The sequence below is a fragment of the Nocardia aobensis NBRC 100429 genome (assembly GCF_000308375.1).
Taxonomy (GTDB): Bacteria; Actinomycetota; Actinomycetes; order Mycobacteriales; family Mycobacteriaceae; genus Nocardia; species Nocardia aobensis.
On the sequence record NZ_BAFQ01000283.1, the window covers coordinates 1 to 22,275 of the forward strand.

Below are 22,275 nucleotides of genomic sequence, written 5' to 3' on the forward strand. Positions count from 1 at the left end.
GGGATCAGCAATGACGGTCTACACGACGACGGCGAGTCCGCTCGGTGAGCTGATGCTCGTCGGCGAGCCGCGCCCGGCCGGTGCCGCGCTCACCGCCCTGTCCATCGCGGGCGGGAAAGGTGGTGGAGCGCAACCTGATTGGATCGAGGATCGCGCACCGTTCGCGTCGGTGATCGACCAGCTCGACGGCTACTTCGCCGGGCAGCGCACCCGTTTCGAACTCGACTACGCGGTCGAGGGCAGTGAATTCCGGCGTCGGGTCTGGCAGGCACTCGACGACATCCCGTACGGCCGCACGGTGACCTACGGCGATATCGCCGCCCGAGTCGGTGCGCCGCGGGCGGCGGTGCGGGCCGTCGGCTCCGCGATCGGCGCCAATCCGGTGCTGATCGTGCGGCCGTGCCATCGGGTGATCGGCGCGAACGGCCGCTTGACCGGCTATGCGGGCGGGATCGACCGCAAGCGGCAACTGCTGGAGCTCGAACATGCCGCGTGAAACCCGCCCGGCGCCGCCCGGTCCGGGGCTGCCGTTCGGCGCTCGGGTGGATGCGCAGGACTGGACGCGGATAGCGGACGAACTCGACGAGCACGGATACGCGCTCAGCGGATGCCTGCTGAGCGCCGGCGAGTGCCGTGCGCTCGCGGCGCTGTACACCGAGGACGACCGCTTCCGCTCCACCATCGAGATGTCGCGCCACCGTTTCGGCTCCGGCGAGTACCGCTACTTCACCCACGATCTGCCCGCGGCGGTGTCCGAGTTGCGTGCCGCGCTGTATCCGAAACTGCTGCCCATCGCGCGGAACTGGGCGCAACGCCTGGGCCGCCCCGGTTCGTGGCCGGACGGCCTCGACGACTGGATCTCCCAGTGCCACCGGGCCGGGCAGCATCGCTCGGCGCAGATCCTGCTGCGCTACGGCCCCGGCGATTGGAACGCGCTCCATCGAGACCTCTTCGGCGACATGATCTTTCCGCTGCAGGTGGTGATCGGACTCGATGCCGCCGGCGCGGACTACACCGGCGGCGAATTCCTGATGGTCGAACAACGCCCGCGCGCCCAATCACGCGGCGCGGCAGTCGCTCTGCCGCAGGGGCACGGGCTGGTCTTCACCACCCGGGAACGCCCCGTACGGTCCGCGCGTGGCTGGTCGGCCGCGCCCATGCGCCACGGCGTGAGCGTGGTGCGCAGCGGGCATCGCCGCACTCTGGGCCTGGTTTTCCACGATGCGTGAGGAATGCGGCGCGGGGGGTGAGGACGCAATCGCGACGCGGGATTACCTACTGCTCGACTCGGACGCCGTGCCGTATCGCAGCCCGACCGCGGGCACCGTCGGCGGCCATCGGCGTCAGCGCATCTACGGGCGGCTGGACTGCCCGGCGGCGCTGCGCGCACTGCGTCGCGGCAATTACGCCGCATACCGGGTGTTCTTCGCAGACGAGGCCACCGCCGTCGCCGCCGGATACCGTCCGTGCGCGCGGTGTCTGCCGGAGGCGTATCGGCGCTGGAAGTCCGGGTGCTCAGATGCTGCGCTGCCGCCGCCGGACCGGCGGCCGGGGCGGACCGATGTGCCGGTGCACCAACTGCAGGGCGGCCAGCAGGATCAGCGAGAATCCGGTGGACAGATAGTCCTCGGTCAGCACGCCGAGGACCGCCAGGCCGCCGAAGACCGGTAGTTCCAGCCACGAGCACCAGGCCAGTAGTCGGAGCCGGGAGGCGTGGGAATCGAGCCAGGCCAGTCCGTCGTCGACGATGTCGGCGGCCGTGTCGAACTCGACCAGCCCGTCGCCCACCTGCACGAACCGATGTACCGCCTGCTCGCGACTGATCCGCCCCAGCCACACCTCGTCGATGAGCCGCTTACCTTCGACCGCAACTTCCGTGACGACCGCGTCCATTCTGCGCCAGTCCCTTTCCAGTTGGTCTCGCAAAGTGTAAGCGCCGAGAGCCGCAATCACCCCGCAATCCGGCCCGCCCAAGGCTGGGTGGCGCGACACGGGCGGGCCGGGACCGTGCGGGCGTCATGGCCGATCGAGGCGAATCGGACAGTGCCGCAGCGCACCCGGTGCTCGCGCGAAGGCGGCACCGAAAGTCTTGGCAACGAACGGAATTCGGTACCGCCGACATTGATCGAGTGCGCGTTCCCGCTTTTCGAAATAAGGTATGGAATACCTTCCTGTGCAATGGTTTACCTAAATTCGGGCAGCCTTTCTTTGCTGGCGGAGAAAAGGCTGCCGAGTTATTTTTGTCCGGTGCAAGCGGATACGGCGGTAATGGAGAGTGTGGTCCGGCCGGAAACTCACGGCCCGGGTTTGTCGGTGCGACTGAATTGGCTGCGGGCCGGGGTGCTGGGTGCCAACGACGGAATCGTCTCCGTCGCAGGGATTGTCGTGGGTGTGGCGGCGGCCACCACGTCGACGTCGGCGATCGTCACCGCGGGCGTCGCCGGACTAGCCGCGGGGGCGGTGTCGATGGCGCTGGGCGAGTACGTCTCGGTGAGCACCCAGCGCGACAGCGAGCGCGCGGTGCTGGCCGTGGAACGGCGCGAACTCGCCGAGGACCCGGCGGGTGAACTCGCCGAACTGGCCGCCATATACGAGGGCAAGGGGCTGACGCCGGCCACCGCGTGGAAGGTCGCCGAGGAGTTGACCGCCAAGGACGCGTTCGCCGCGCACGCCGAGGCCGAATTGGGAATCGACCCGAGCGAGCTGACCAACCCGTGGCATGCCGCGCTGTCGTCGGCGACGGCGTTCACCATCGGCGCCCTGCTGCCGCTGCTGGCCATGCTGGTACCCGCGGCGATCCGGGTTCCGGTCACCGCGGCGGCGGTTCTGGTGGCCCTGGCCGCGACCGGCGCAGTCGGTGCCCGGCTCGGGCAGGCGCCGGTGCGGCGCGCGACGATTCGCGTGCTGGCGGGCGGTGCGCTGGCGATGGCGACGACCTATGCGGTCGGCCATCTGGTCGGGATCGCGGTCTAGCGGGCGGTCGGGGCGGCAGGCGAAATCAGCGGTTCCGGAACCGGTTTCCCACGCGCAGCCGGTCCATGACCGCGCGCATCTTGGCTTGCCGGTGCGGATCGCCGATCCGGAATTCGACGTGCACGACGGGATGGGATGCGTCGATCAGCGCCACGGTTTCGCGGTCCGTGGAGTGAGCAGCGCGGGGTGAAGCGGTCATAACTCCCAGTGTGCACCCGCGGCTATTTTCTGGCAATGTGTTCTGCCGCTCTGTCGCTTTCGAAACCCAATCGAAATGCTCGGGGATGCAGTCGCTTACACCGCCGCGCCGCCGCCGCTCACGGCCGGGAGCCGACCAGGTCCCGTTTGCGGGCCTCCCGGGCCAGCGCCCGGTCACGCTGTTCTTCGAAACGCGCACAATCGTTTCGCAGTTTCTCCAGGAATTCCCCGAGGGTATTGCGCGCCCGGTCGCCGCGTGCGGTGAAGTCGTTGCGATCGAACACATTCCACTTGCGCAACACCGGCATCACTACGTCGTCCAGATGCTGGCGCAGATCGTAGATTCCGTGCTTGGCCATCAGCACGCCGTTGCGCCGCCAATCCGGCATTCCGGCGCCCGGCATCCGGAAATTGCACACGATATCGGTAATCGCCTCCAGCGCCTGGTCGGGTGCCAGATCCAAAGCCGCCGCGCACATATTGCGGTAGAAGATCATGTGCAGGTTCTCGTCCGCGGAGATGCGCGCCAGCATGCGGTCGGCGACCGGATCCTCGCAGACCTTACCGGTGTTGCGGTGTGAGACCCGGGTGGCCAGTTCCTGGAAGGTCACGTAGGCGACCGAGTGCAGGAATCCGGTGCCGGCCAGGTCCACGACGCTGGCCTTGTCGCTCTCGCGCACGAGTTTCATCGCGTCGTAGCCGTTGGTCATGTGGACCATCCGGGCCCGCTCCAGGGCCACGGGGTCGACCGCGCGGGTGACGACCAGATAGTCGCGAATCGCTATGCCGTGCCGGTTCTCCTCGGCCGTCCACCGCCCCACCCAGGTGCCCCAGGCGCCGTCGGACGAGAAGTTCTCGGCGATCTCGCGATGGTAGGACGGCAGATTGTCCTCGGTGAGCAGATTCGTGACCATCGCGGCGCGGGCGACCTCGTTCAGCCGTGACTGGGCGGGGTCCCAATCGGTTCCGCCGAGGGCGGCGAAATTGCGTCCCGCGTCCCACGGGACGTAGTCGTGCGGATGCCACGTCTTCGCCATCGACAGATGTCGATGCACGTTGCTCTCCGCCACGGGCTCGAGCTCCAGCAGCAACTCGAGTTGGGTGAGATTCCTGACCACGGTGTTGCCCTTCCTCGTTGTGGATCGCCGTGCGACGCTGCGGGAAGAAACCGGTACAGTGCAGTCACGACCGGGTTGCCGGGTGGCACTCAGGGCTGCGCCGGTCGTGTTCGCCTCGCTAATGTAGCCGCTCCACCGCCACCGTTGTCGCTCCAGCTTGTATTCGCCGCAGTGTTGCCCCTGTTCCGCAGTGTTGCCTGTCGAAAGTGAGCCGAGAATGACGGTTTCCAGCCGTATGCGCTACCGCGATGTCGTCGTCACCAGCCTGGCCGCGACCACGTCCATCGCCGGTGATGTCGACTCCACGTGGAAGGGACTGTTGAACGGTGAGAGCGGAATCGACGTACTCGACGACGGTTTCATCGACCAGTTCGAACTTCCGGTTCGCATCGGCGGTCACCTCAAGGTCGTTCCGTCCACCGTTCTGAGCCGCGAGGAGACCCGCCGGCTGTCCTACGTCGAGCAGATGGCGCTGGTGCTGGGGCGCGAGGTGTGGCGCAACGCCGGTGCGCCCGAGGTCGATCCGGAGCGGCTCGGCGTCTCCATCGGCACCGGACTGGGTGGTGCGGAGGCGCTCATCGACGTCAAGGACAAGATGGCCAACGGCGGATATCGCCGGGTCAGCCCGCTCGCGGTGCAGATGATCATGCCCAACGGCGCGGCCGCGGTGGTCGGGCTGGAATTGGGCGCCAAAGCCGGTATCGCGACCCCCGTTTCGGCGTGCTCCTCGGGGTCGGAGGCCATCGCCAACGCGTGGAAGATGATCGTGATGGGCGATGCCGATGTGGTCGTGACCGGCGGTGTGGAGGGGTCGATCCAAGCCGTGCCGATCGCCGCCTTCACCATGATGCGCGCGATGAGCACGCGCAACGACGATCCGAAACGCGCCTCGCGCCCGTTCGACACCGATCGCGACGGATTCGTCTTCGGTGAGGCGGGCGCGATGATGGTGCTCGAATCCGAGGAACACGCCCGGGCCCGCGGCGCCACCGTACACGCCCGGCTGCTCGGCGCCGGTCTCACCTCCGACGGTTTCCACCTGGTGGCGCCGGATCCGGACGGCAAGGGCGCGGCGCGGGCCATCGCCCGCGCGTTGCAGACCGCCGGATTGTCGAAAACCGATGTGGCACATGTGAACGCGCATGCCACGGCGACCCCGATCGGCGATACCGCGGAGGCTCGCGCCATCGCCGCGGCGGTCGGCAGCCACGCCTCGGTCTACGCGCCGAAATCGGCGCTGGGACATTCCATCGGCGCCGTCGGGGCGCTGGAATCGGTGCTCACGGTGCTGTCGATCCGCGACAGCCTCGTCCCGCCCACGCTCAACCTGGAAAACCAGGATCCGGATGTCGATCTGGACATCGTCAAGGGCCAGGCCCGGCCCGGGCGGATCGACTACGCGGTCAACAATTCCTTCGGATTCGGCGGCCACAACGTGTCGTTGACCTTCGGCCGGTACTGAGTTGCCCGGCCGGAGCCTCGCCGAGGGCGGGCTCCGGGCTTTCGTTCCTGCGTGACTGTTCGTGCGTGACGTTCGTGCGTGAAAAGGATGAGGGAATGATCGGCGAAACCTTCGATGACTATCTGGATGAAGACGGCAACATCAGCATCCTGGGCGATGCGACCCTGATCGATTTCGTCGACAAGCACAGCGCGGCGAACGGGGACGAGCTGGCCTACCGCTACATCGACTATTCGCGCGAGCGCGACGGTGAATACCACGAGCTCACCTGGCGCCAGTTCGGTGCGCGGTTGCGGGCGGTGGCTGCCCGGTTGCAGCAGGTGACCCGGCCGCGGGACCGGGTGGCGGTGCTGGCGCCGCAGGGCTTGGACTACGTGGTGGCGATGTTCGCGGCGGTGTACGCGGGCAATATCGCTGTGCCGCTGTTCGACCCGGAGGAACCCGGCCACACCGACCGGTTGCACGCCGTCCTCGGCGACTGCCGGCCGACCGCGATTCTGACCTCGAGTTCCGCGGCGGGCGGGGTGCGGGAATTCTTCCGCGGCATGCCGGCCGGGCAGCGTCCGCGCATCATCGCGGTCGACGCGATACCCGACAGCGTCGGCGTGGGCTGGACCCAACCGGATATCACCATCGACAGCGTCGCCTATTTGCAGTACACCTCCGGCTCCACCCGCACACCCGCCGGTGTGGAGATCACGCACCGCTCGGTCGGCACCAATCTGCTGCAGATGATCGACGCGCTCGGGATCGACGAAACCGCCCGCGGCGTCACCTGGTTGCCGCTGTTCCACGATATGGGCCTGCTGTGTGTGATCCTGCCGGCGATCGGCGGCAAGTTCATCACCATCATGTCGCCGAGCGCGTTCGTCCGGCGTCCCTATCGCTGGATCAGGGAGCTGGCCGCCGCCTCCGACGGCGCCGCGACCTATGCCGCCGCACCGAATTTCGCCTTCGAGCACGCCGCCGCGCGGGGGCGGCCGAAGGCGGGGGAGCACCTCGATCTGTCGAATGTGATCGGCCTGATCAACGGCAGTGAGCCGGTGTCGGTGTCGTCGATGGCGAAATTCACCGATGCCTTCATGCCCTACGGGTTGCCGAAGACGGCGATCAAACCGTGTTACGGGATGGCGGAGGCCACCCTGTTCGTGTCGGCCACCCGACGCGAGGACGCCGCGCGGGTCGTCCACGCCGACCGCACCCGGCTCAACGCCGGGCACCTGGTCGAGGTCGATCCCGATGCGGAAAACGCCGTGGCGCAGGTGTCCTGCGGATATGTGGCGCGGTCGCAGTGGGCGGTGATCGTGGACGACAACGGCGCCGAACTGCCGGACGACCGGGTCGGGGAGATCTGGTTGCACGGGGAGAACATGGGCATCGGTTACTGGGGCCGTCCCGAGGAGACCGAGGCGACCTTCCACAACCGGCTCAGCGCCCGGCAGGCCGGCGGCAGCCACGCCGAAGGTACTGCGCCGCAAGCCTATTGGATGAGCACCGGCGACTACGGCGTGTATCACGACGGCGAGTTGTACATCACCGGCCGCGTCAAGGATCTGGTGATCGTCGACGGGCGCAACCACTATCCGCAGGATCTGGAGATGTCGGCACAGGAGTCGTCGACCGCACTGCGGCCGGGTTTCGTGGCCGCCTTCTCGGTGCGCGGTGACGAACTGCCCGCCGACCTCGCCGCCTCCGGGGCGGGCGGCGAACATCTGGTGATCGTGGCCGAACGGGGAAGTGGCGCAGCCAAACTCGACGCGGGCCCGGTGGCGGAGGTAGTGCGGGCCGCGATTTCGGCGCGCCACGGAGTGACGGTGCGTGAACTACTGCTGGTGCCGGCCGGATCGATTCCGCGCACGTCGAGCGGCAAGATCGCCCGACGTGCTTGTAAGGCCGCGTATCTGACGGGAACCCTGCGTGGCGGCCACCGGCAGCAGGCCTTCCCGGATGTCTCCGACGAGTAGCCGAGGCGGATCGGGCGAGTGGATTAGGTGAGGCAATCCTCGTGTGCCCGTTGAGATGTCCTCTGGGCACCGGATTGTCCGGTACTTGTCCGTCGGCAACGGCCCGCTATGGAGTTACCGTGTAGCTACATCAACATGTAGAACCGGATATGGGGCAATGTCATGGAGTTGTCTACCGATTATCTCATTGTGGTGATGGCACATTCGGCGCCCACCCGGCCGTTGACCGTGGAACGTGCACACCAGGTGATGCAGTTGCACACCGATTGTTCGACCGACGGCTGCGGTATCAAGCAGGCGGCGTTCGACGCGCTGGTAACCGCCGGGCATATCGTGCCCGACAGTTGCCGGCATCGCGGGTAGCGTGCGTCGGTCGGCGTCGGGGACGCCGACCGGCACACGTGATCCGACCGATCCTCAGAGCCGTTCGATGACGGTGGCGTTGGCGAGCCCACCGGCCTCGCACATCGTCATCAGGCCGTAGCGGCCGCCCGACTGTTCGAGGTGGTTGACCAGCGTCGCGAGGATGCGGACGCCGGAGGCGCCGAGCGGATGCCCCAGCGCGATGGCGCCGCCACGGGGATTCAGCTTGGCCGGGTCGGCGTTCAGTTCGCGCGCCCACACCAGCGGGACGGGCGCGAAGGCCTCGTTCACCTCGTAGGCGTCGATGTCGTCGATCGACAGACCGCCACGGGCCAGCACCTTCTCGGTCGCGGGGACGACCGCGGTCAGCATCAGCAGCGGGTCGTCGCCGGTGACGGCGAAGGAGTGGAAGCGGGCGCGCGGGCGCAGACCGAGGGCGGCGGCCTTCTCCTCGCTCATGATCAGGGCCGCGGAGGCGCCGTCGGTGAGCGGGGAGGAGTTGCCCGGCGTGATGGACCATTCGATCTCCGGGAAGCGGGCCAGATACCGGTCGTCGGCGAAGGCCGGACGCAGACCGGCCAGCCCCTCGACGGTGGTGGTCGGACGAATGGTCTCGTCGGCCTGCAAGACTCCGGCCGCGACGATCTCGCGATCGAATCCGCCCGCCGCGGCGGTTTCGGCGGCCAGCCGGTGTGACCGAGCCGCGAATTCGTCGAGAGCGGCGCGGTCGAACTTCCAGCGCGCGGCGATCACTTCGGCGGAAATGCCCTGCTGCACAAGGCCTTCGGGGTAGCGATGGGCGATCGGGCCGCGATTGGCATCGGCACCCTGGCCGTTGGAGAACATCGGGACCCGCGACATCGACTCCACGCCGCAGGCGATGGCGATGTCGTAGGCGCCGGCGATCACGCCCTGCGCGGCGAAGTGCGCGGCCTGCTGGCTGGAGCCGCACTGGCGGTCCACGGTGGTGGCGGGAACGGCCTCCGGAAATCCGGCCGCGAGCACCGCCGTGCGGGCGATGTTGAACGCCTGTTCCCCGCTCTGGGTCACACAGCCGGCGATCACGTCGTCGACCAGTGCCGGATCCAGGTCGTTCCGTGCGACCAGGTCGGACAGCACTCCGGCGAGCAGGGTGGCCGGGTGGACCTGGGACAGGCCGCCACCGGTTTTTCCCTTACCGGACGGGGTCCGGACGACATCGACGACGACTGCCGTGGTCATAGCCACTCCGATCGATCAAAGTTACTCGAGGTTCTTCTATAAGTTAACACCGATTCGCTTCTTTTCCGAGAGTGGGCCCGGTTTGCCGGCGCTCCGCGGCCCGGCAGCGGCGCGGCTCGCGGACGTCGTCGGCTGCTGCGCGCTCCCCGGATGTGGCAGACTCGGCACGGCACGATGCGGCCGGTCGACGACCGTATGCGGAAGGTGATGCGGGAGTTGGGATGGCGAGTGCGCTGAGCGCGATCGAACAGCAGGTGGCCGACCACAGACGGGCCGCCGCCCAGGAACGTTCGGCCGAGGCCGAACTGCGCCTGGCGACGTCGCTGTGCGAGCTGGCCAGGGCCTGCCTGGACACCAAGGCCGAGGGCGCCGACCGCGACCGCGCGCCCGCCGCGCTGGAACCCGCCCAGGAGGCCGTGCTGATCCGGCTGCACTGGCTGACCGCCGGTCATGTGACCGCGCAGTTCGCCGGGCAGGTCACCGAGGCGCTGCGACTGTTCGAACAGGCCGCCCGGACCATCGGCCATCGTGAACTGGCCACCGCGACCATCCGCCAGGCCTGCGACGCGTATCACCAAGTGGCGCAGAACTATCCGATGGCGGCCGGAGTGTGCGCCGACGGTCTGTCCAAATGCGGGGTGTGGCTGTGCCGGCTGGATCCGGAGTCGGCGGTGGCGGCCAGTGCCGAGGCGGTGCGCATCCGCGCGGGCCTGTTCGCCGCCAATCCCGATCAGGCGGGGCGCTATCTGGCCAGCCTGAACATGCTGCTGCGCACCCTGATGATCGGCCGCGGGCGCAAGCAGGCGTTGGCGACCTATCGCGAACGGTATTCCGCGTGGACCACGCCGGAGATGACGACCCGGCTGCGGGAGACCTCGATCGACGAACTCGAGTTCACCAGCAAAACCCATGCCGCCCTGGTGAAGTTGGAATGTCCGACGCTCGAGCGGGCCGGATATCTCACCCAGCAGCAGATTCTGTACCAAACCGCCGGTGATCTGACCACGATCGAGGAGATCAACTGGAAGCTCGGCCTGGTGGGGCTCAAACCCCTCGCCGCCGGTGCGCTGGCTGACCCGCCGTCCAAGCCGATGGAGATCGCGACTTCCTACGGTGCGTTGAGTGTGCGCTGCGCCGCCGCCGACGCCGTGGCCCGGGTGCGCGCGGCGGTGATCGAGGCCTATGCCGCCGACGGCGCGCATCCGGTGGACAGCAGCGCCTTCGCCGGAGTCGGCGAAACCCATTGGCATATGCCCGATCCCGAGCTCAACGCCGCTCCGGACCTCGGTGACGACGTGGTGCTGCTGCAGCGCGCGGGCAGCTGGGTGCATGTGCTGAGCCTGTTCTGGGAACTCGCCCCCACCGGCAAAAATCCTCTGGCGCTGCGGCTTTCGCGGCAGTGGCCGGTGCTCGCGGTCAACACCATCGAGAATCTGACCTACGAATTGTGCTGGTACGCAGACGGTGCCGCCCGGCAGTTCGCCGCCCTGGGACGACCGGCCGGGCAGGAGCCGCTGGACGAACCGCTGGCGCCGTTGGATTTCGCGATGCTCGCCGACTACGGCGCCGACTACGCCTCCGAAACCCAGGTCCGCGCGGCGTTCGGCAACTCCGGCATGTTCGCCAAACTGACCAACCTGCCCGCCAGCGGTATCCGGCAGGCCGGGCAGGCGCGTGCCCTGGCCGACTACGGCGACCAGATCCTGTTCTTCCGCGGCGGCGCACCACAGAGCTGATCCGCCGCGCGGTGTTGTCACCGCTGGCGGATACCGTCGACACCATGACACTCTCGGTCGGATGCGCGCAGTGGACGCACGAGGCGTGGCGCGCGTATCAGCCGGATTCGCGGCGGCGCCTGGGCGGATATGCCCGGTACTGCACCGCGGTGGAGGGCAACACCACCTTCTACGCGACGCCGAATCCGGCCACCGTGCGGTCGTGGGTGGATCAGACACCCGAGGACTTCCGCTTCGTGCTGAAGCTGCCCAGAACCATCACCCACGAGCGCCGGATGCGCGGTGCGGAAACGGAATTGGCGGAATTCCTGCGCGCGGTCGAACCACTCGGGCCGCGCATTCACGCGCTGTGGGCGCAATTGCCGGCCTCGTTCGGGCCGGACGATCTCGGCGTGCTCGCCGGACTGCTGCACCGCCTGCCGCGCCGGTATCGCTGCGCGGTCGAGGTGCGCCACCGCGCCTTCTTCGCCGATCCGGAGGCCGCCGGCCGGTTGGAGTATGTGCTGGAACGCGTTGGCGCCGAATGGATTCCGTTCGACACCACCACCCTGTTCGCCGCGCCGCCGCGCAGCCCCGGCGAGTACGAGGCGAGCGCGAAGAAGCCGCGGCTGCCGCGCCGCTTACGCGCACTGACCGAATATCCGATCGTGCGGTATCACGGCAACGACGATATCGAGGCGACCGTCGCCGGCTGGCGGCCGTGGCGCGATCTCGTCGTCGAGTGGTTGCGCGAGGGGCGGTCACCGACGGTCTTCGTTCACACTCCGGACAACGCGGATTCGTTACTGCTGGCCCGGCGGTTCTACGATGACGTGCGGTCCGCCGGCGCGGAGCTTCCGGCTCTCGTGGATCCGGCGCCGATCGGGCCGATGACCTTGTTCTGAGGAAATGAACGACCGCCGTACGCCCTCTGTATACGCTTCGAATCAACTCCACCACCCACGGCCGAACCGAAACAGGGCTTGGAAATATGACCACTTCGACCACCCGGGAGCCGGCGGCGCAGCCGGCCCCGGGCCCCGCGCCGAGCACTCTGTCGCATCGGCAGATTTTGACTATTTTGTCCGGTTTGTTGCTGGGGATGTTCTTGGCGGCGCTGGATCAGAATATTGTGAGTGTGGCGATCGTCCGGATCGCGAATAGTTTGCATGGTTTCGATCAGCAGGCGTGGGCGACGACGGCGTATTTGATCACGGCGACGATTTCGACGCCGTTGTACGGCAAGTTGGCCGATATCTATGGTCGGAAGCCGTTCTATCTGTTGGCGATCGGTATTTTCGTGGTGGGTTCGGCGGCGTGTACGTTCGCGACGTCGATGTACGAGTTGGCGGCCTTCCGGGCATTCCAGGGGCTCGGCGCCGGTGGGCTGATGTCCTTGGCGTTCACCATCATCGGGGATATCGTGCCCGCTCGCGAACGCGTGCGGTACCAGGGCTATTTCATGATGGTGTTCGGCACCGCGACGGTCGCCGGCCCGGTGCTCGGCGGCTTCTTCTCCGATTACGACACGCTGTGGGGTATCGACGGCTGGCGTTGGGTGTTCCTGGTGAACGTCCCGATCGGTGTGCTCGCGCTGGCCGTGGTCGCCAAGGTACTCAACGTGCCGCACGAGCGGCAGCGCCATCGCGTGGACTGGTTCGGTGCGGTCGCGCTGGCGATCTGTGTGGTGCCGTTGCTGATCGTGGCCGAGCAGGGCCGCGGCTGGGGCTGGGAGTCACCGCGCGCGCTGCTCTGCTACGGCATCGGTGCGGTCGGACTCGTGCTGTTCGTCCTCGTGGAATTCCTGATGAAGGATGCCGCGCTGATTCCGTTGCGGCTGTTCCGGAATTCGACGTTCTCCATCACCATCCTGGGTGGTTTCATCGTCGGTATAGCGATGTTCGGCGCGATCAGTATGGTGCCGCTGTATCTGCAGGTTGTGCGCGGCTATTCGCCCACCAAGGCGGGTCTGCTGATGCTGCCGCTGGTGCTCGGCATCATGATCGGCTCGCTGATCGCGGGGCAGGTCACCAAACTGACCGGCCGCTACAAGATCCTGCCCGTGCTGGGCACCTTCGTGATCGCGTGCGGGGCGGCACTGTACGCGCAGGTGCACTACGACAGCCCGCTGTGGCAGCCGCTGGTGTACAGCGCGGTCATCGGCTTCGGCCTCGGTGGCTGTATGCAGACGTTGATCATCGCGGCGCAGAACGCGGGTCCGCGGTCGGATATGGGTGTGTCGACGGCGTCGGCGACCTTCTTCCGGCAGATGGGCGGTACGCTGGGTGTCGCGGTCTTCCTGACGATTCTGTTCAATCTGTTGCCGCACAAGATCATCGACGCGTTCGGCGGTGTGCTGCCGCCCGGCTTCGACACCGGCGAACTCGATCGGTTGCAGGCCAACACCAGCGGGATCGCGGCACTGCCGGCGCAGGTGCGCGATCCGATTCTGATCGGCTTCACCGACTCCCTGCACGGCGTGTTCTACGCCGCCGCGGGGGTGGCGCTGCTGGCCTGTGTGGTGCTGTTGTTCATGAAAGAGATTCCGCTGCAGGACAGTTCGGCGCCACCTCAGCGCGCCGAGCCGCCGCAGGACGCGCGGGCCGTAGCCGAAACCGAAGCCGCCGAGTCACCCGAACCCTGGGAGCGGGAGCCGTCGTGGGAGGCGGACGGCGAAGCCGCGCGCCCGGAATCGGCGCCGGCCCTTGCCGAACCGGCCGCGCACACCGCGTTCGCGGAGGCCGTCGGCGACGTGCCCGGCGACGCACCTGTGTCCGGACGCATCCACCGCGAAGACGGGCAATCGGTACCCGGTGCGGCGCTGACACTGATCGACCAACGGGGACACCAGGTTTCGCGCGCGACGACCGACGGTGCGGGCGGCTACCGCCTGAGCGTCCCGGACGCCGGTAATTATGTGCTGATCGTTTCCGCCGAGGGACATCAGCCCGCCGCGGTGAACGTCGCTATCGGTTCCGAACCCCAGACGGTCGATCTCACGTTGCTGGGGTCGGGGGAGCTGTCCGGCATCGTCACCGAGGGGCCGGGCCGGCCACTCGCGGGCGTGACCGTCACCCTGACCGATCGGCGCGGCGAGGTCGTCGGTGCCGCGGTGACCGGAGCCGACGGCGCCTACGCCTGTCACGGCATCGTCGCGGGCACCTACACCCTGGTCGCGGTCGCCGGACATCGCAGGCCGGATGCCACCACGTTGACCGTCCCCGAGACCGGCATGTTGCGCTACGACATCGAACTCGCGCCGACGGCGGTGCTGTCGGGCCGGGTGCGCTCCGAGCGCGGTCCGGTCGCTCACGCGCACGTGGCGGTGCTGGATTCGGGCGGCGCGGTGGTGGCCGCCGCGTTGACGGACGGGGAGGGCCGCTACCGGATCGACGATCTCCCCGCCGGGGACTACACGGTGGTGGGTCGCGGCTATCCGCCGGCCAGTGCACGGGTGGCGGTCGACGGTGAACAGATCGCCCACGACCTGCGGCTCTGCTACGACGGCGCGGCCGACAGATCGTGATCGGTATGCCGCGGCCGGTGCAGCGACACCGGGGTGCGGTGGACATGCGGTAGGTGCGGGTGGCCTCGGACCGGGCCGTATTCGGTGGCACTCGCCCCCCGGTCACCCGGCCCGATATCCCCGGGCTCGATGTCGCCGGGGTCGATGTCATCCGGCCCGATATCGCCGGATCGCAGGGCTGTGCGGTCGAGGACCCGGGCGCACAGCCGGATCACCGCCTCGTCCAGGGTGATGCCGAGTTCGGCGGCGTGCAGGGTGGCCATCTCGACGGCCCCCAGGTCGTCCACGAAAGCCGGATCGGACAGGATCTCGTCCAGGATCATGCCGCTCAGCGCCTGTTCCTGGGTCAGAAGCTCGCCGGGCAGCCAGCTCAGCAACCACTGTCCGGGAAGGGACGGCAGGCGCTGGGCAGATTCCGGGGTGACATCGCTGGTCATCAACCAGTCGGTGATATGAAGCGTCATGGCATTCCCCTTCCACCAAGCCGGCCGCTGCGGCGGTCGTTGCCGCTCCGATAAACGGAGAGCCGGTGGCTATAGCTAAATGCTAAGGACGGCTTTCCGGGGCTGTCAACTAAGCATCTGTGCTTATCTGCGATATCTTCGGGACCTCAATGCCCATCTTCAATCAGATACGCCCAGCGAATATCTGAATTGATTACCGATGAGGGGTGTGGCGGCGTGAAAGTTGGCTCTGCGGAACGCTTTCGAGCGTCGTGTGGCAGAATCCGCAGCGAGCCGGGCGCATTCGGGTTATCGGTGAGCTGCGTTCGCCGGGCGTTCATCGGAGTAATGAAAAATTGATGTTTAGCTGATGATGCGATAGGCCACATGTGATTAGAATTCCGCATCGTGACACAATCTGACCCAGACGGTGGCGAACGGATCGGCGAACTGGTGCGCCGGCTCCGAATCGAGTCCGGTCTCACCCAGGCCGCGCTGGCCAAACAGGCGGACTGTTCACGCAGCCTCGTTCAGCAGATCGAGAACGGCACCCGCGTGCCGCCGCTGCCGCTGCGGGAACGTCTGAGTTCGGCGCTGGGACAGGAACTTCCGATGGACGGCGTCGCCGGCTCGTCCGAACCCGGCGGGCATTACGACCTGCGGATGCGTTTCAACGTGCTTCTCGGCAAGGACCCCGGAGTCGTGGATCGGGTGCTGACGATCGCGCAGACCGTGCTCGACGCCCGCGGTGCGCGCGAGGAGGTGGAGCCGTTGCGCCTCATCGCCGCTCGCCAGCTCGAGCGCGCGGAAGAGCTGCTGGCGCAGATACCTTCGCGCAGTGCGACGGTGTGGGAGTGGAATACGGTCAACGACTGGCTGACCATTCTGGAACAGGCCGAACAGTCCGTGCGCGCAATCCACACCGCCGACCTGGGCACCATCGGCGGTGACGTCGGCGACGATTACCATGCCGCGATCGTGCGCCTCGCCGATGCGGTGCACGAGCCGCGAGTCACGGTGCGGCGCATGTACGTGCTGGATCGCATCGAAGATGTGTGGCCCTACGACGACAAGCTGTGGTGGCAGGCGCGCTCCGGTGTCGAGAGTGTGCTGGTGAAGCGGGAGCACGCGCGCAACGCGCAGAGCATGCTGGTCGTCGACGACCGGTATGTCTGTGTCGGGGAATACGACTACTCCCGCCAGACCCGGGTCGCGACGCGCTTCTCGGTGCTCAAACACGATGTGGCGTTCGCGGTCCGGCGCTTCGAGAAACTCTACGACCTGCGGCGCATCGGTTCGGCGATCGTGGTCAACGATCTGCTGGCCGACCCGCGGCTGGCCCGGTTCGACCGCCTGGGCGATGGTGAGGGACGGGACCTGTTCCGCGAGACGCTCCTTCGCGCCTGGGACGACATCCCGACCCCCGGCCAGGCGTCACTGGAAACAGGGCGGCTGTGACGAGCGGCCCCCGGCATACCGAGCGGGCCGCCGCCGCGATGATCCTGCGTTCGGAGGAGCGCAAGAAGGAACTGCGCCGGCAGCTGTCGGAGACCGCGCCGTTTCCCGGCCGATCCGGTCGCCGGTATGACGGTGTCCTGGACGCGTATCACGGCGAGACCGGATTCGAGATCGATCCGGCGGCGGCGCGCGCCCTGCGGCGGGCGTGGAACGACCTGGCGCCGCATCGGATCCGGCGCAGAGGTCTGCCGGACTACGACAAGCGGCAACCGCTCGAGTTGCGGGAGTCGGCCGCCGCCCGCCTGTTCGACCGGCTGCACCGCCCCGCCGACGGAATGGCCGGCGTCCGGGTTCGTCCCGACGAGGTTGTCGTCTGCCCGTATTCGAGCATGCTGATGCTCGAGGAGGTGATCGCGACCGTCGTGCGTCCCGGCGGAGTGATCGTGTGCCCCGAGGGCTTCTACAAGAACTTCGCCACCCACATAGCGAAATTCGATGTGCGCGTGGTGGTTCCGGCGGCCACGCCGGACGATTCGTTCCGCATCGACCCGATCGCACTGGCCCGGGAACTGGCACGCCACGGTGATGCCGTCTGTGCCGTACTGCTGACGCTACCGGGCAATCCGGTCGTCACGCGGTACTCGCCGGACGAATTGCGGGAAATCGCAGAGGTTCTCGTCGCGGCCGATGTTCCGGTGGTCTGCGATATGGCCTTCGACCGGCTCGTCGGCGGACATATCCCGCTCGCCGCGCTGGAGGTGCCGACCGCGCACGGCTCGGTCCGGTTGTACGACCGGATGGTGACCGTCACGGGTAATTCGAAGGGCTACAACGCTTTCGGGCCGTGCAAACTGGGCGCGGCGTGCACCGGCGACGCGCAATGGCTGGAGCGTATCCGGGCGCGACTCACGATCGCTTTTCAGCGTGAGAGTACGCATCTGGTGCGCGCGGTGCTGGACCATACGCCCGACGCCTATTTCGAGCACAACCGGAAGCTGGTGCGCGAACAGTTCGACACCGCTCTGGACCGGATCGCCGCGATCGATGCCGAATTCGGGTCGAATGTTCTGCGGCCGCTGGGCTCCGGCGCGAGCATGTTCCTGTCCGTCGTCGTCGATCCCGCCCTGCTGGACGCGGCAGGAGTGGGCGACAGCGCCGAGCTCGAGGACCTCTTGCTGGCCGGTGCGGGAATCGACAGTGTCGCGCTCGGGCGCACCGGATCACCGCGGACGGGTGTGCGGCTCAACGTCCTCGCACCCCGGCACGGACCCGGCACCGAATCGCGGGAGTTGATCGACGAACTGTTCGACCGGCTCGGCGGGCTGGTCGCGGAGCTGGCCGGTGGCGCCACCTACCGCGACATCCTGCGTCGGCGCGGTCTCGCGGAGCCACCGGCGTGATCGTCGGTGTGCTGCGCGAAACCGCCGCCCGGGAACGGAGGGTGGCGCTGACGCCGGACGGAGTCCGATGCCTGATCGCGGCCGGGATGCGGGTCGTAGTGGAGGCCGGCGCCGGACGGTCGGCCGGATTCGACGACGCCGCCTACCGATTCGCGGGTGCGGCCCTCGTCGGCGATCCGGGCGCCGTCGTCGCGGCCTGCGATGTGCTGGCGTGGGTGAAGCCGACGTCCCACGATCTGCGCGCGATGTCGCGGCGGCCGCAGCTCACGCTGATCGGCTTCCAGGACCCGCTGCGGCGAGCCGCGCAGATCGCCGAACTGCGCGGTTCGGGCGTGGAATCGATTGCGTTCGAGCTGTTTTCCCACGAGGCCGGTGCCTTGGACGCGCTTTCGGCGATGAGCCGGATCGCCGGCAGGGTGGCCTACCTCGCGGGCCGGCGGCTGGTGCCGCGCACCGTGCGCAGGCCGATCCGTTCCCTGATTCTGGGATGCGGGCCGGCGGGACTGTCGGCCGTCGCGGCGGCAGCCGCCTGCGGGGCCGAACCGCCGGTGGTGCTGGGGCGTCGGCCCGAACTGCGACCGGCGCTGAACGCGCAGGGTCCCAACGTCTTTCACTGGTCCCACGACGTCGACACCGCCTGCGTCCTGGAGCGGATCCGCGCGGACAAACCGGATCTGATCTTCTGCGCCGCGGTGCGGCGTGGACAACGGGCTCCGCTGCTGGTCGACGGGACCGCACTCGACGCGCTCGGGGACGGCGCGGTCGTGGTCGACCTGACCGCCAAGGCGGGTGGCAACTGTGCGGCGACCGTCACCGACGCGACCGTGGCGCTGCCCAACGGCGTCGTGGTGACCCACCGCTCGAACTATCCGGCGCGCCGACCGGCCCCGGCCAGCCGGGCCTACAGTGCGGCGGTAACCGCCGCGATACTGCGACTGGCGGAATCCGGCCTGCCGCGTGATCAGACGGTGTCGGATGTCTTCGCTTCGAATGCTTCGGCCACGATCGGACGGACCTGATCCATTCCGGCGCCCGGTTGTTCGCGCCGCACCGACGTCATATCCACGTCGGGCAGTCCGCACGCGACGGCCCACTGCCACGGTTCCAGATCGCCGTCGACGTTCATGGCGAAGCCGTGGCTGGTGACGCCGCGGCTCTGCCGCATGCCGATGGAGACGATCTTGCGGCCCGTCTCGACGGTCCACACGCCGGTGAGCAGTTCCGCGCCCGGCGGGGTGTCGCGGCGTTGCGCCCGGATGCCCAGCCGGTCGAGCGCGGCGACCAGGCGGTGTTCCACCTCGCGGATGTAGTCGACCACGCCCTCGCCGTCACCGAGCTTGACGACGAGGTATCCGACCAGCTGCCCCGGGCCGTGATAGGTGAGCTGCCCGCCGCGGGTGGTCTCGACCACCGGAATCCCGTGGTCCGGATCAGGCAGATGCGCACTCGGCGTCCGGCGCCCGATCGTATAGACCTGCGGATGGCTGAGCAGCCACAACGTATCCGGCCGTTCGTCGCGCTGGCGTTGTTCCACCAGTTCGGCCATGCGCTCCATGGCCTTGTCGTAGTCGACGAGTTCGTCCTGGATCAGTGTCAGCGGCCGCGACCTCATGATCCGAGAATACGGCCGGGGCGGCGGGCGACGTCGGGCACCGGTCCGCGGTACGCCATTTCTCAATACGCCTCGGTGTTGAGCTTGTCTCGCGCCGGCAGCGCGTCGCCGCGCAACGTGACCCGATCGATGGGCAAGCCGCCGTCGAGGCTGGACAGCGTGCCGGTATCGCCGCGCAGCGTCAGCTCGTCACCGCCGAGGGACAGATGTTCCAGCTCGGTCTCGGCGGCAGCGGGCGCGGGGTGGCGCCGGTTGTGGACGATGCTGCTGAGGTAGGCCGCGACGATGATCCCGACTCCCAGCAGCCCGGTGACGACCTCGTTCAGGTGGTGGCCGGTGGAGACCAGCAGGATTGCCGCGAGTGCGCCGATCGCCCAGTGCGCACCGTGTTCGAGATAGATGTACTCGGCCAGCGTGCCGCGCCGGACCAGGTAGACGGTGATCGACCGGACGAACATCGCGCCGATCAGTCCCAGCCCCAATGCGATGACGATCGGATCCGCGCTGATGGCGAAGGCGCCGATCACTCCGTCGAAGGAGAACGAGGCGTCCAGCACTTCGAGATACACGAAGCCGAAGAAGGCGGCGCGACCGGTCAGCAGGGCGGCGCGGGAGGGGCCCTGGCCGGGCTGGTCGTTCTCGAAATGGGCGCCGAGGCCGTCGACGAGGAAATAGGTGGCCATGCCGAGGGCGCCGGAGACCATGACGACGTCGGCCTTGTTGTTCGGCGCGAGCACACCGGCGGTGAGCACCAGCGCGATGAGCGCGATCACCACGGTGAACATCGAGAATCGCCCGATCCGCGCCAGCGGCCGCTCGAGCCAGCTCAGCCAGGTGACCTCACGCTGGGCGCAGATGTAGTTCAGGAACAGCAGCAGCAGGAACATCCCGCCGAAGGCCGCGATCTTCGGATTGGCGTCGTTGAGCAGCGTCTCGTAGCTCGGCCGGCCGTCCGGGAAGAAGGGCGCGCCGCCGGCGGGTGGGTTCATCGCCAGCCGCAGCGCCTCGATCGGGTCCAGATGTGCGCCGATCGCTACCACCACCAGTGGGAACACCAGGCGCATGCCGAAGACCGCGATCACCATTCCCACGGTGAGGAAGATGCGCTGCCAGAACGCGCTCATGCGTTGCAGGACACTGGCATTGACCACCGCGTTGTCGAACGACAGCGATACCTCGAGAACGCCGAGGGCTGCGACCAGCACCACGGCCTCCGGCCCGCCGTACAGCACCGCGACGACGAGGGACGCCGCGGCAACCAGGAACGACAGGGCGAAAACTCGCACGAACATGCCGATGCCTTTCGTCAATTCGACACCCGCGGGGGGTATGACCTCGCGGGTTACAGCATTCAGAGTGCTCGCAACCCTGCCCTCGATTGTGACAGTTGAAGTGGTCCGGCGACAATCGACAGCTAGTACCAGTGGTGGGACTGCCAGAATGCCCACGCTCCGTCGGGGCTGCCGTACCGCTCGACCATGTAATCGTAGGTCCAGCGGATCTGGGTCACCGGGTTGATCATCCAGTCCACGCCGTGCGAGGCCATCCGCTCCGGCGGCAACGCCTGCCCGAGGCCGTAGGCGCCCGATTCCGGATTGACGGCGAACGGATTCCAGCTGCTCTCGTGGGTGATCACGTTGTCGAACGAGGGGAACTGCGGGGCCGGAACGATCGTGAGGGCGACCGTCTTCATCGGCAGGCCGAGCAGCAGACCCGCGGTGGCGGAACCGGAGGATCCCGCCGAACCCGAGGCCGAACCGGATGCCGATCCGGAGGTGTCGGCGCAGGCGGGGCCGCAGTCGGCGCCGGCCGTCGCGGCGAGGGCCGCCGGTGCTCCGATCAGCCACAGGGCGCAGAACGCGGCGAGGGCGGCGCGGCGCAGAGGGAACCCAGGTGTCGTCTCGGTCACAATTTCGCTGCCGGTCGGGGCGGGTTCCGAAGATGGCGGCAAGGTTGCCGAGCCGATCGGTGATGCGGAGGTGACCGGAAAATGCGTTGCCGAATCGGTGGGCTTCGCGGTCTGATTTGTCGGCTGGGCCGGAATTCGGGCGGGCTCGATTGGCGCAGACATGGTCAGCTCGGTCCCTCCGTGTCGACTTGCCGATCGATCAGAGTCGGAAATGCGACAGGTCGAGCAAACCACCGGTAATCCCGGGATGTCCGGATTGGGATCGGCGTGTCCGGCGCGGGCTTCCCGGGTGTGGGCCGGGGTACGTGCGAGCGGTATCCGAACGTATGTATAGTTGGCCTCAGCAACTAGTTGTACATGCTAATCAAATGCGTCGCGGGGAGTAAGGAAACTCGATCATGGTCGTCGATGCCCGTGATCCCGGCGCCGGCGTCACCGAACAGGATGTGGCCGATCGACTCGGCGGCCAGCTGATCCGGTTGATGCGGGCGATCGGCAGAACCAAATCGCACATAGCCAAGTACGGTCCGGACGGTCTGGAGCGATCGGCCTATTCTGTGCTGTTCTGCCTGGTCCACGACGGTCCGCAGCGGACGGGGAAGCTGGCGGACACCTTGCATACCGAAACATCGACCATCAGCAGGCAGACCAGATCGCTGGTGGCACACGGCCTGGTGGAACGCCGGGCCGACCCCGTGGACGGACGGGCCTGCGTGCTGGCGCCCACCGCCGAAGGGGTGCGGGTCTTCGAGGAGAACCGCCGCAACCGCAACCGCTGGCTGGCCGAGGTGATGGCCGAGTGGTCCGCCGACGAACAGGCCAGATTGACCGATCTCCTCGAGCTGCTCGTCAGCGGCATCGAAGAATCCACAGCTGAAAAGTCCACCGCAACAGCCGAATCGAATTAGGGCTT

21 protein-coding genes and 1 pseudogene are annotated in these 22,275 nt (G+C 67.7%); 14 read left to right on the plus strand and 8 right to left on the minus strand.

The genetic code is table 11. The features are described 5' to 3' along the window. The 3 genes and pseudogenes from RJ03_RS30045 to RJ03_RS38640 form a co-directional block, all read left to right on the plus strand. Positions 1 to 496, plus strand: a 496-nt coding sequence (locus RJ03_RS30045) for a methylated-DNA--[protein]-cysteine S-methyltransferase (protein ID WP_373281735.1), incomplete at its 5' end; no start/stop codon positions are given. Beyond that, positions 486 to 1,229, plus strand: a complete 744-nt coding sequence (locus tag RJ03_RS30050; protein WP_051025429.1) for a 2OG-Fe(II) oxygenase — start codon at positions 486 to 488, stop codon at positions 1,227 to 1,229. The genes RJ03_RS30045 and RJ03_RS30050, both read left to right, overlap by 11 nt. After that, a pseudogene (locus RJ03_RS38640) lies at positions 1,222 to 1,509 on the plus strand (Ada metal-binding domain-containing protein); the annotation flags it as partial. The gene RJ03_RS30050 and the pseudogene RJ03_RS38640, both read left to right, overlap by 8 nt. A 6-nt stretch (positions 1,510 to 1,515) precedes the next feature. Here the strand turns inward: RJ03_RS38640 and RJ03_RS38645 are convergent. Further along, positions 1,516 to 1,893: a hypothetical protein gene (locus RJ03_RS38645; RefSeq protein ID WP_036508983.1), complete on the minus strand. Its 378-nt coding sequence runs from the start codon at positions 1,891 to 1,893 to the stop codon at positions 1,516 to 1,518. Positions 1,894 to 2,268: 375 nt separating this feature from the next. Between RJ03_RS38645 and RJ03_RS30060 the strand changes: the two genes are divergently transcribed. Then, positions 2,269 to 2,973: a VIT1/CCC1 transporter family protein gene (locus RJ03_RS30060; protein WP_036508987.1), complete on the plus strand. Its 705-nt coding sequence runs from the start codon at positions 2,269 to 2,271 to the stop codon at positions 2,971 to 2,973. A 25-nt stretch (positions 2,974 to 2,998) separates the two neighbouring features. Here the strand turns inward: RJ03_RS30060 and RJ03_RS37510 are convergent, their stop codons facing one another. Both RJ03_RS37510 and RJ03_RS30065 read right to left on the minus strand, forming a co-directional pair. Further along, positions 2,999 to 3,172: a hypothetical protein gene (locus RJ03_RS37510; protein WP_156055668.1), complete on the minus strand. Its 174-nt coding sequence runs from the start codon at positions 3,170 to 3,172 to the stop codon at positions 2,999 to 3,001. A 118-nt stretch (positions 3,173 to 3,290) separates the two neighbouring features. Next, complete coding sequence (locus tag RJ03_RS30065) at positions 3,291 to 4,289, minus strand: acyl-ACP desaturase (protein ID WP_036508989.1); 999 nt, start codon at positions 4,287 to 4,289, stop codon at positions 3,291 to 3,293. Between the two features lie 217 nt (positions 4,290 to 4,506). On the opposite strand from RJ03_RS30065, the gene RJ03_RS30070 reads away from it, so the two are divergent. From RJ03_RS30070 to RJ03_RS37515, 3 genes are all read left to right on the plus strand, one after another. After that, positions 4,507 to 5,751, plus strand: a complete 1,245-nt coding sequence (locus RJ03_RS30070; protein WP_036508992.1) for a KasA/KasB family beta-ketoacyl-ACP synthase — start codon at positions 4,507 to 4,509, stop codon at positions 5,749 to 5,751. 95 nt (positions 5,752 to 5,846) lie between these two features. After that, positions 5,847 to 7,715 (plus strand): long-chain-fatty-acid--AMP ligase FadD32, encoded by a 1,869-nt coding sequence (gene fadD32, locus RJ03_RS30075; protein ID WP_036508994.1) that lies wholly within the window; start codon positions 5,847 to 5,849, stop codon positions 7,713 to 7,715. A gap of 162 nt (positions 7,716 to 7,877) precedes the next feature. After that, complete coding sequence (locus RJ03_RS37515) at positions 7,878 to 8,078, plus strand: hypothetical protein (RefSeq protein ID WP_062963520.1); 201 nt, start codon at positions 7,878 to 7,880, stop codon at positions 8,076 to 8,078. A gap of 54 nt (positions 8,079 to 8,132) precedes the next feature. Here RJ03_RS37515 and RJ03_RS30080 read toward each other — a convergent pair whose 3' ends face one another. After that, a complete protein-coding gene (locus RJ03_RS30080; protein ID WP_036508997.1) occupies positions 8,133 to 9,299 on the minus strand; it encodes a thiolase family protein in 1,167 nt (388 codons plus the stop codon). A 221-nt stretch (positions 9,300 to 9,520) separates the two neighbouring features. On the opposite strand from RJ03_RS30080, the gene RJ03_RS30085 reads away from it, so the two are divergent. From RJ03_RS30085 to RJ03_RS30095, 3 genes are all read left to right on the plus strand, one after another. Continuing rightward, positions 9,521 to 11,035 carry a hypothetical protein gene (locus RJ03_RS30085; protein WP_036508999.1) on the plus strand — a complete coding sequence of 505 codons (1,515 nt, stop codon included), beginning with the start codon at positions 9,521 to 9,523 and terminating at the stop codon, positions 11,033 to 11,035. Positions 11,036 to 11,079: 44 nt separating this feature from the next. After that, a complete protein-coding gene (locus tag RJ03_RS30090; protein ID WP_036509023.1) occupies positions 11,080 to 11,919 on the plus strand; it encodes a DUF72 domain-containing protein in 840 nt (279 codons plus the stop codon). A gap of 86 nt (positions 11,920 to 12,005) precedes the next feature. Beyond that, positions 12,006 to 14,540, plus strand: a complete 2,535-nt coding sequence (locus RJ03_RS30095) for an MFS transporter (RefSeq protein ID WP_036509002.1) — start codon at positions 12,006 to 12,008, stop codon at positions 14,538 to 14,540. On the opposite strand, the gene RJ03_RS35345 is transcribed toward RJ03_RS30095, so the two are convergent. Then, the gene (locus tag RJ03_RS35345; RefSeq protein WP_051025430.1) at positions 14,513 to 15,004 is read right to left on the minus strand and encodes a hypothetical protein; all 492 of its coding nucleotides are present in this window, start codon (positions 15,002 to 15,004) and stop codon (positions 14,513 to 14,515) included. The genes RJ03_RS30095 and RJ03_RS35345 overlap by 28 nt on opposite strands. Before the next feature lie 387 nt (positions 15,005 to 15,391). Between RJ03_RS35345 and RJ03_RS30105 the strand changes: the two genes are divergently transcribed. From RJ03_RS30105 to RJ03_RS30115, 3 genes are read left to right on the plus strand one after another with little or no spacing between them, the layout of a single operon-like run. After that, complete coding sequence (locus RJ03_RS30105) at positions 15,392 to 16,441, plus strand: helix-turn-helix domain-containing protein (protein ID WP_063064913.1); 1,050 nt, start codon at positions 15,392 to 15,394, stop codon at positions 16,439 to 16,441. Beyond that, positions 16,438 to 17,841 (plus strand): pyridoxal phosphate-dependent aminotransferase, encoded by a 1,404-nt coding sequence (locus RJ03_RS30110; protein ID WP_063064912.1) that lies wholly within the window; start codon positions 16,438 to 16,440, stop codon positions 17,839 to 17,841. The genes RJ03_RS30105 and RJ03_RS30110 overlap by 4 nt, the downstream gene beginning before the upstream one ends. Next, on the plus strand, positions 17,838 to 18,860 hold the full coding sequence (locus RJ03_RS30115) for a Rossmann-fold NAD(P)-binding domain-containing protein (protein ID WP_036509009.1): 1,023 nt from the start codon (positions 17,838 to 17,840) through the stop codon (positions 18,858 to 18,860). The genes RJ03_RS30110 and RJ03_RS30115 overlap by 4 nt, the downstream gene beginning before the upstream one ends. Here the strand turns inward: RJ03_RS30115 and lipB are convergent. The 3 genes from lipB to RJ03_RS38650 form a co-directional block, all read right to left on the minus strand. Beyond that, positions 18,803 to 19,453 (minus strand): lipoyl(octanoyl) transferase LipB, encoded by a 651-nt coding sequence (gene lipB, locus RJ03_RS30120; protein WP_051025431.1) that lies wholly within the window; start codon positions 19,451 to 19,453, stop codon positions 18,803 to 18,805. The two genes, RJ03_RS30115 and lipB, sit on opposite strands and share 58 nt — an antisense overlap. A 62-nt stretch (positions 19,454 to 19,515) precedes the next feature. Further along, positions 19,516 to 20,745 carry a DUF475 domain-containing protein gene (locus RJ03_RS30125; protein ID WP_083871434.1) on the minus strand — a complete coding sequence of 410 codons (1,230 nt, stop codon included), beginning with the start codon at positions 20,743 to 20,745 and terminating at the stop codon, positions 19,516 to 19,518. A 122-nt stretch (positions 20,746 to 20,867) separates the two neighbouring features. Next, positions 20,868 to 21,362, minus strand: coding sequence for an aggregation-promoting factor C-terminal-like domain-containing protein (locus RJ03_RS38650; protein WP_232329415.1), 495 nt, complete (start codon positions 21,360 to 21,362; stop codon positions 20,868 to 20,870). Between the two features lie 398 nt (positions 21,363 to 21,760). Between RJ03_RS38650 and RJ03_RS30135 the strand changes: the two genes are divergently transcribed. After that, entirely contained in the window at positions 21,761 to 22,270 is a 510-nt protein-coding gene (locus RJ03_RS30135) for a MarR family winged helix-turn-helix transcriptional regulator (protein WP_036509011.1), read from the plus strand. Positions 22,271 to 22,275 lie beyond the last annotated feature (5 nt).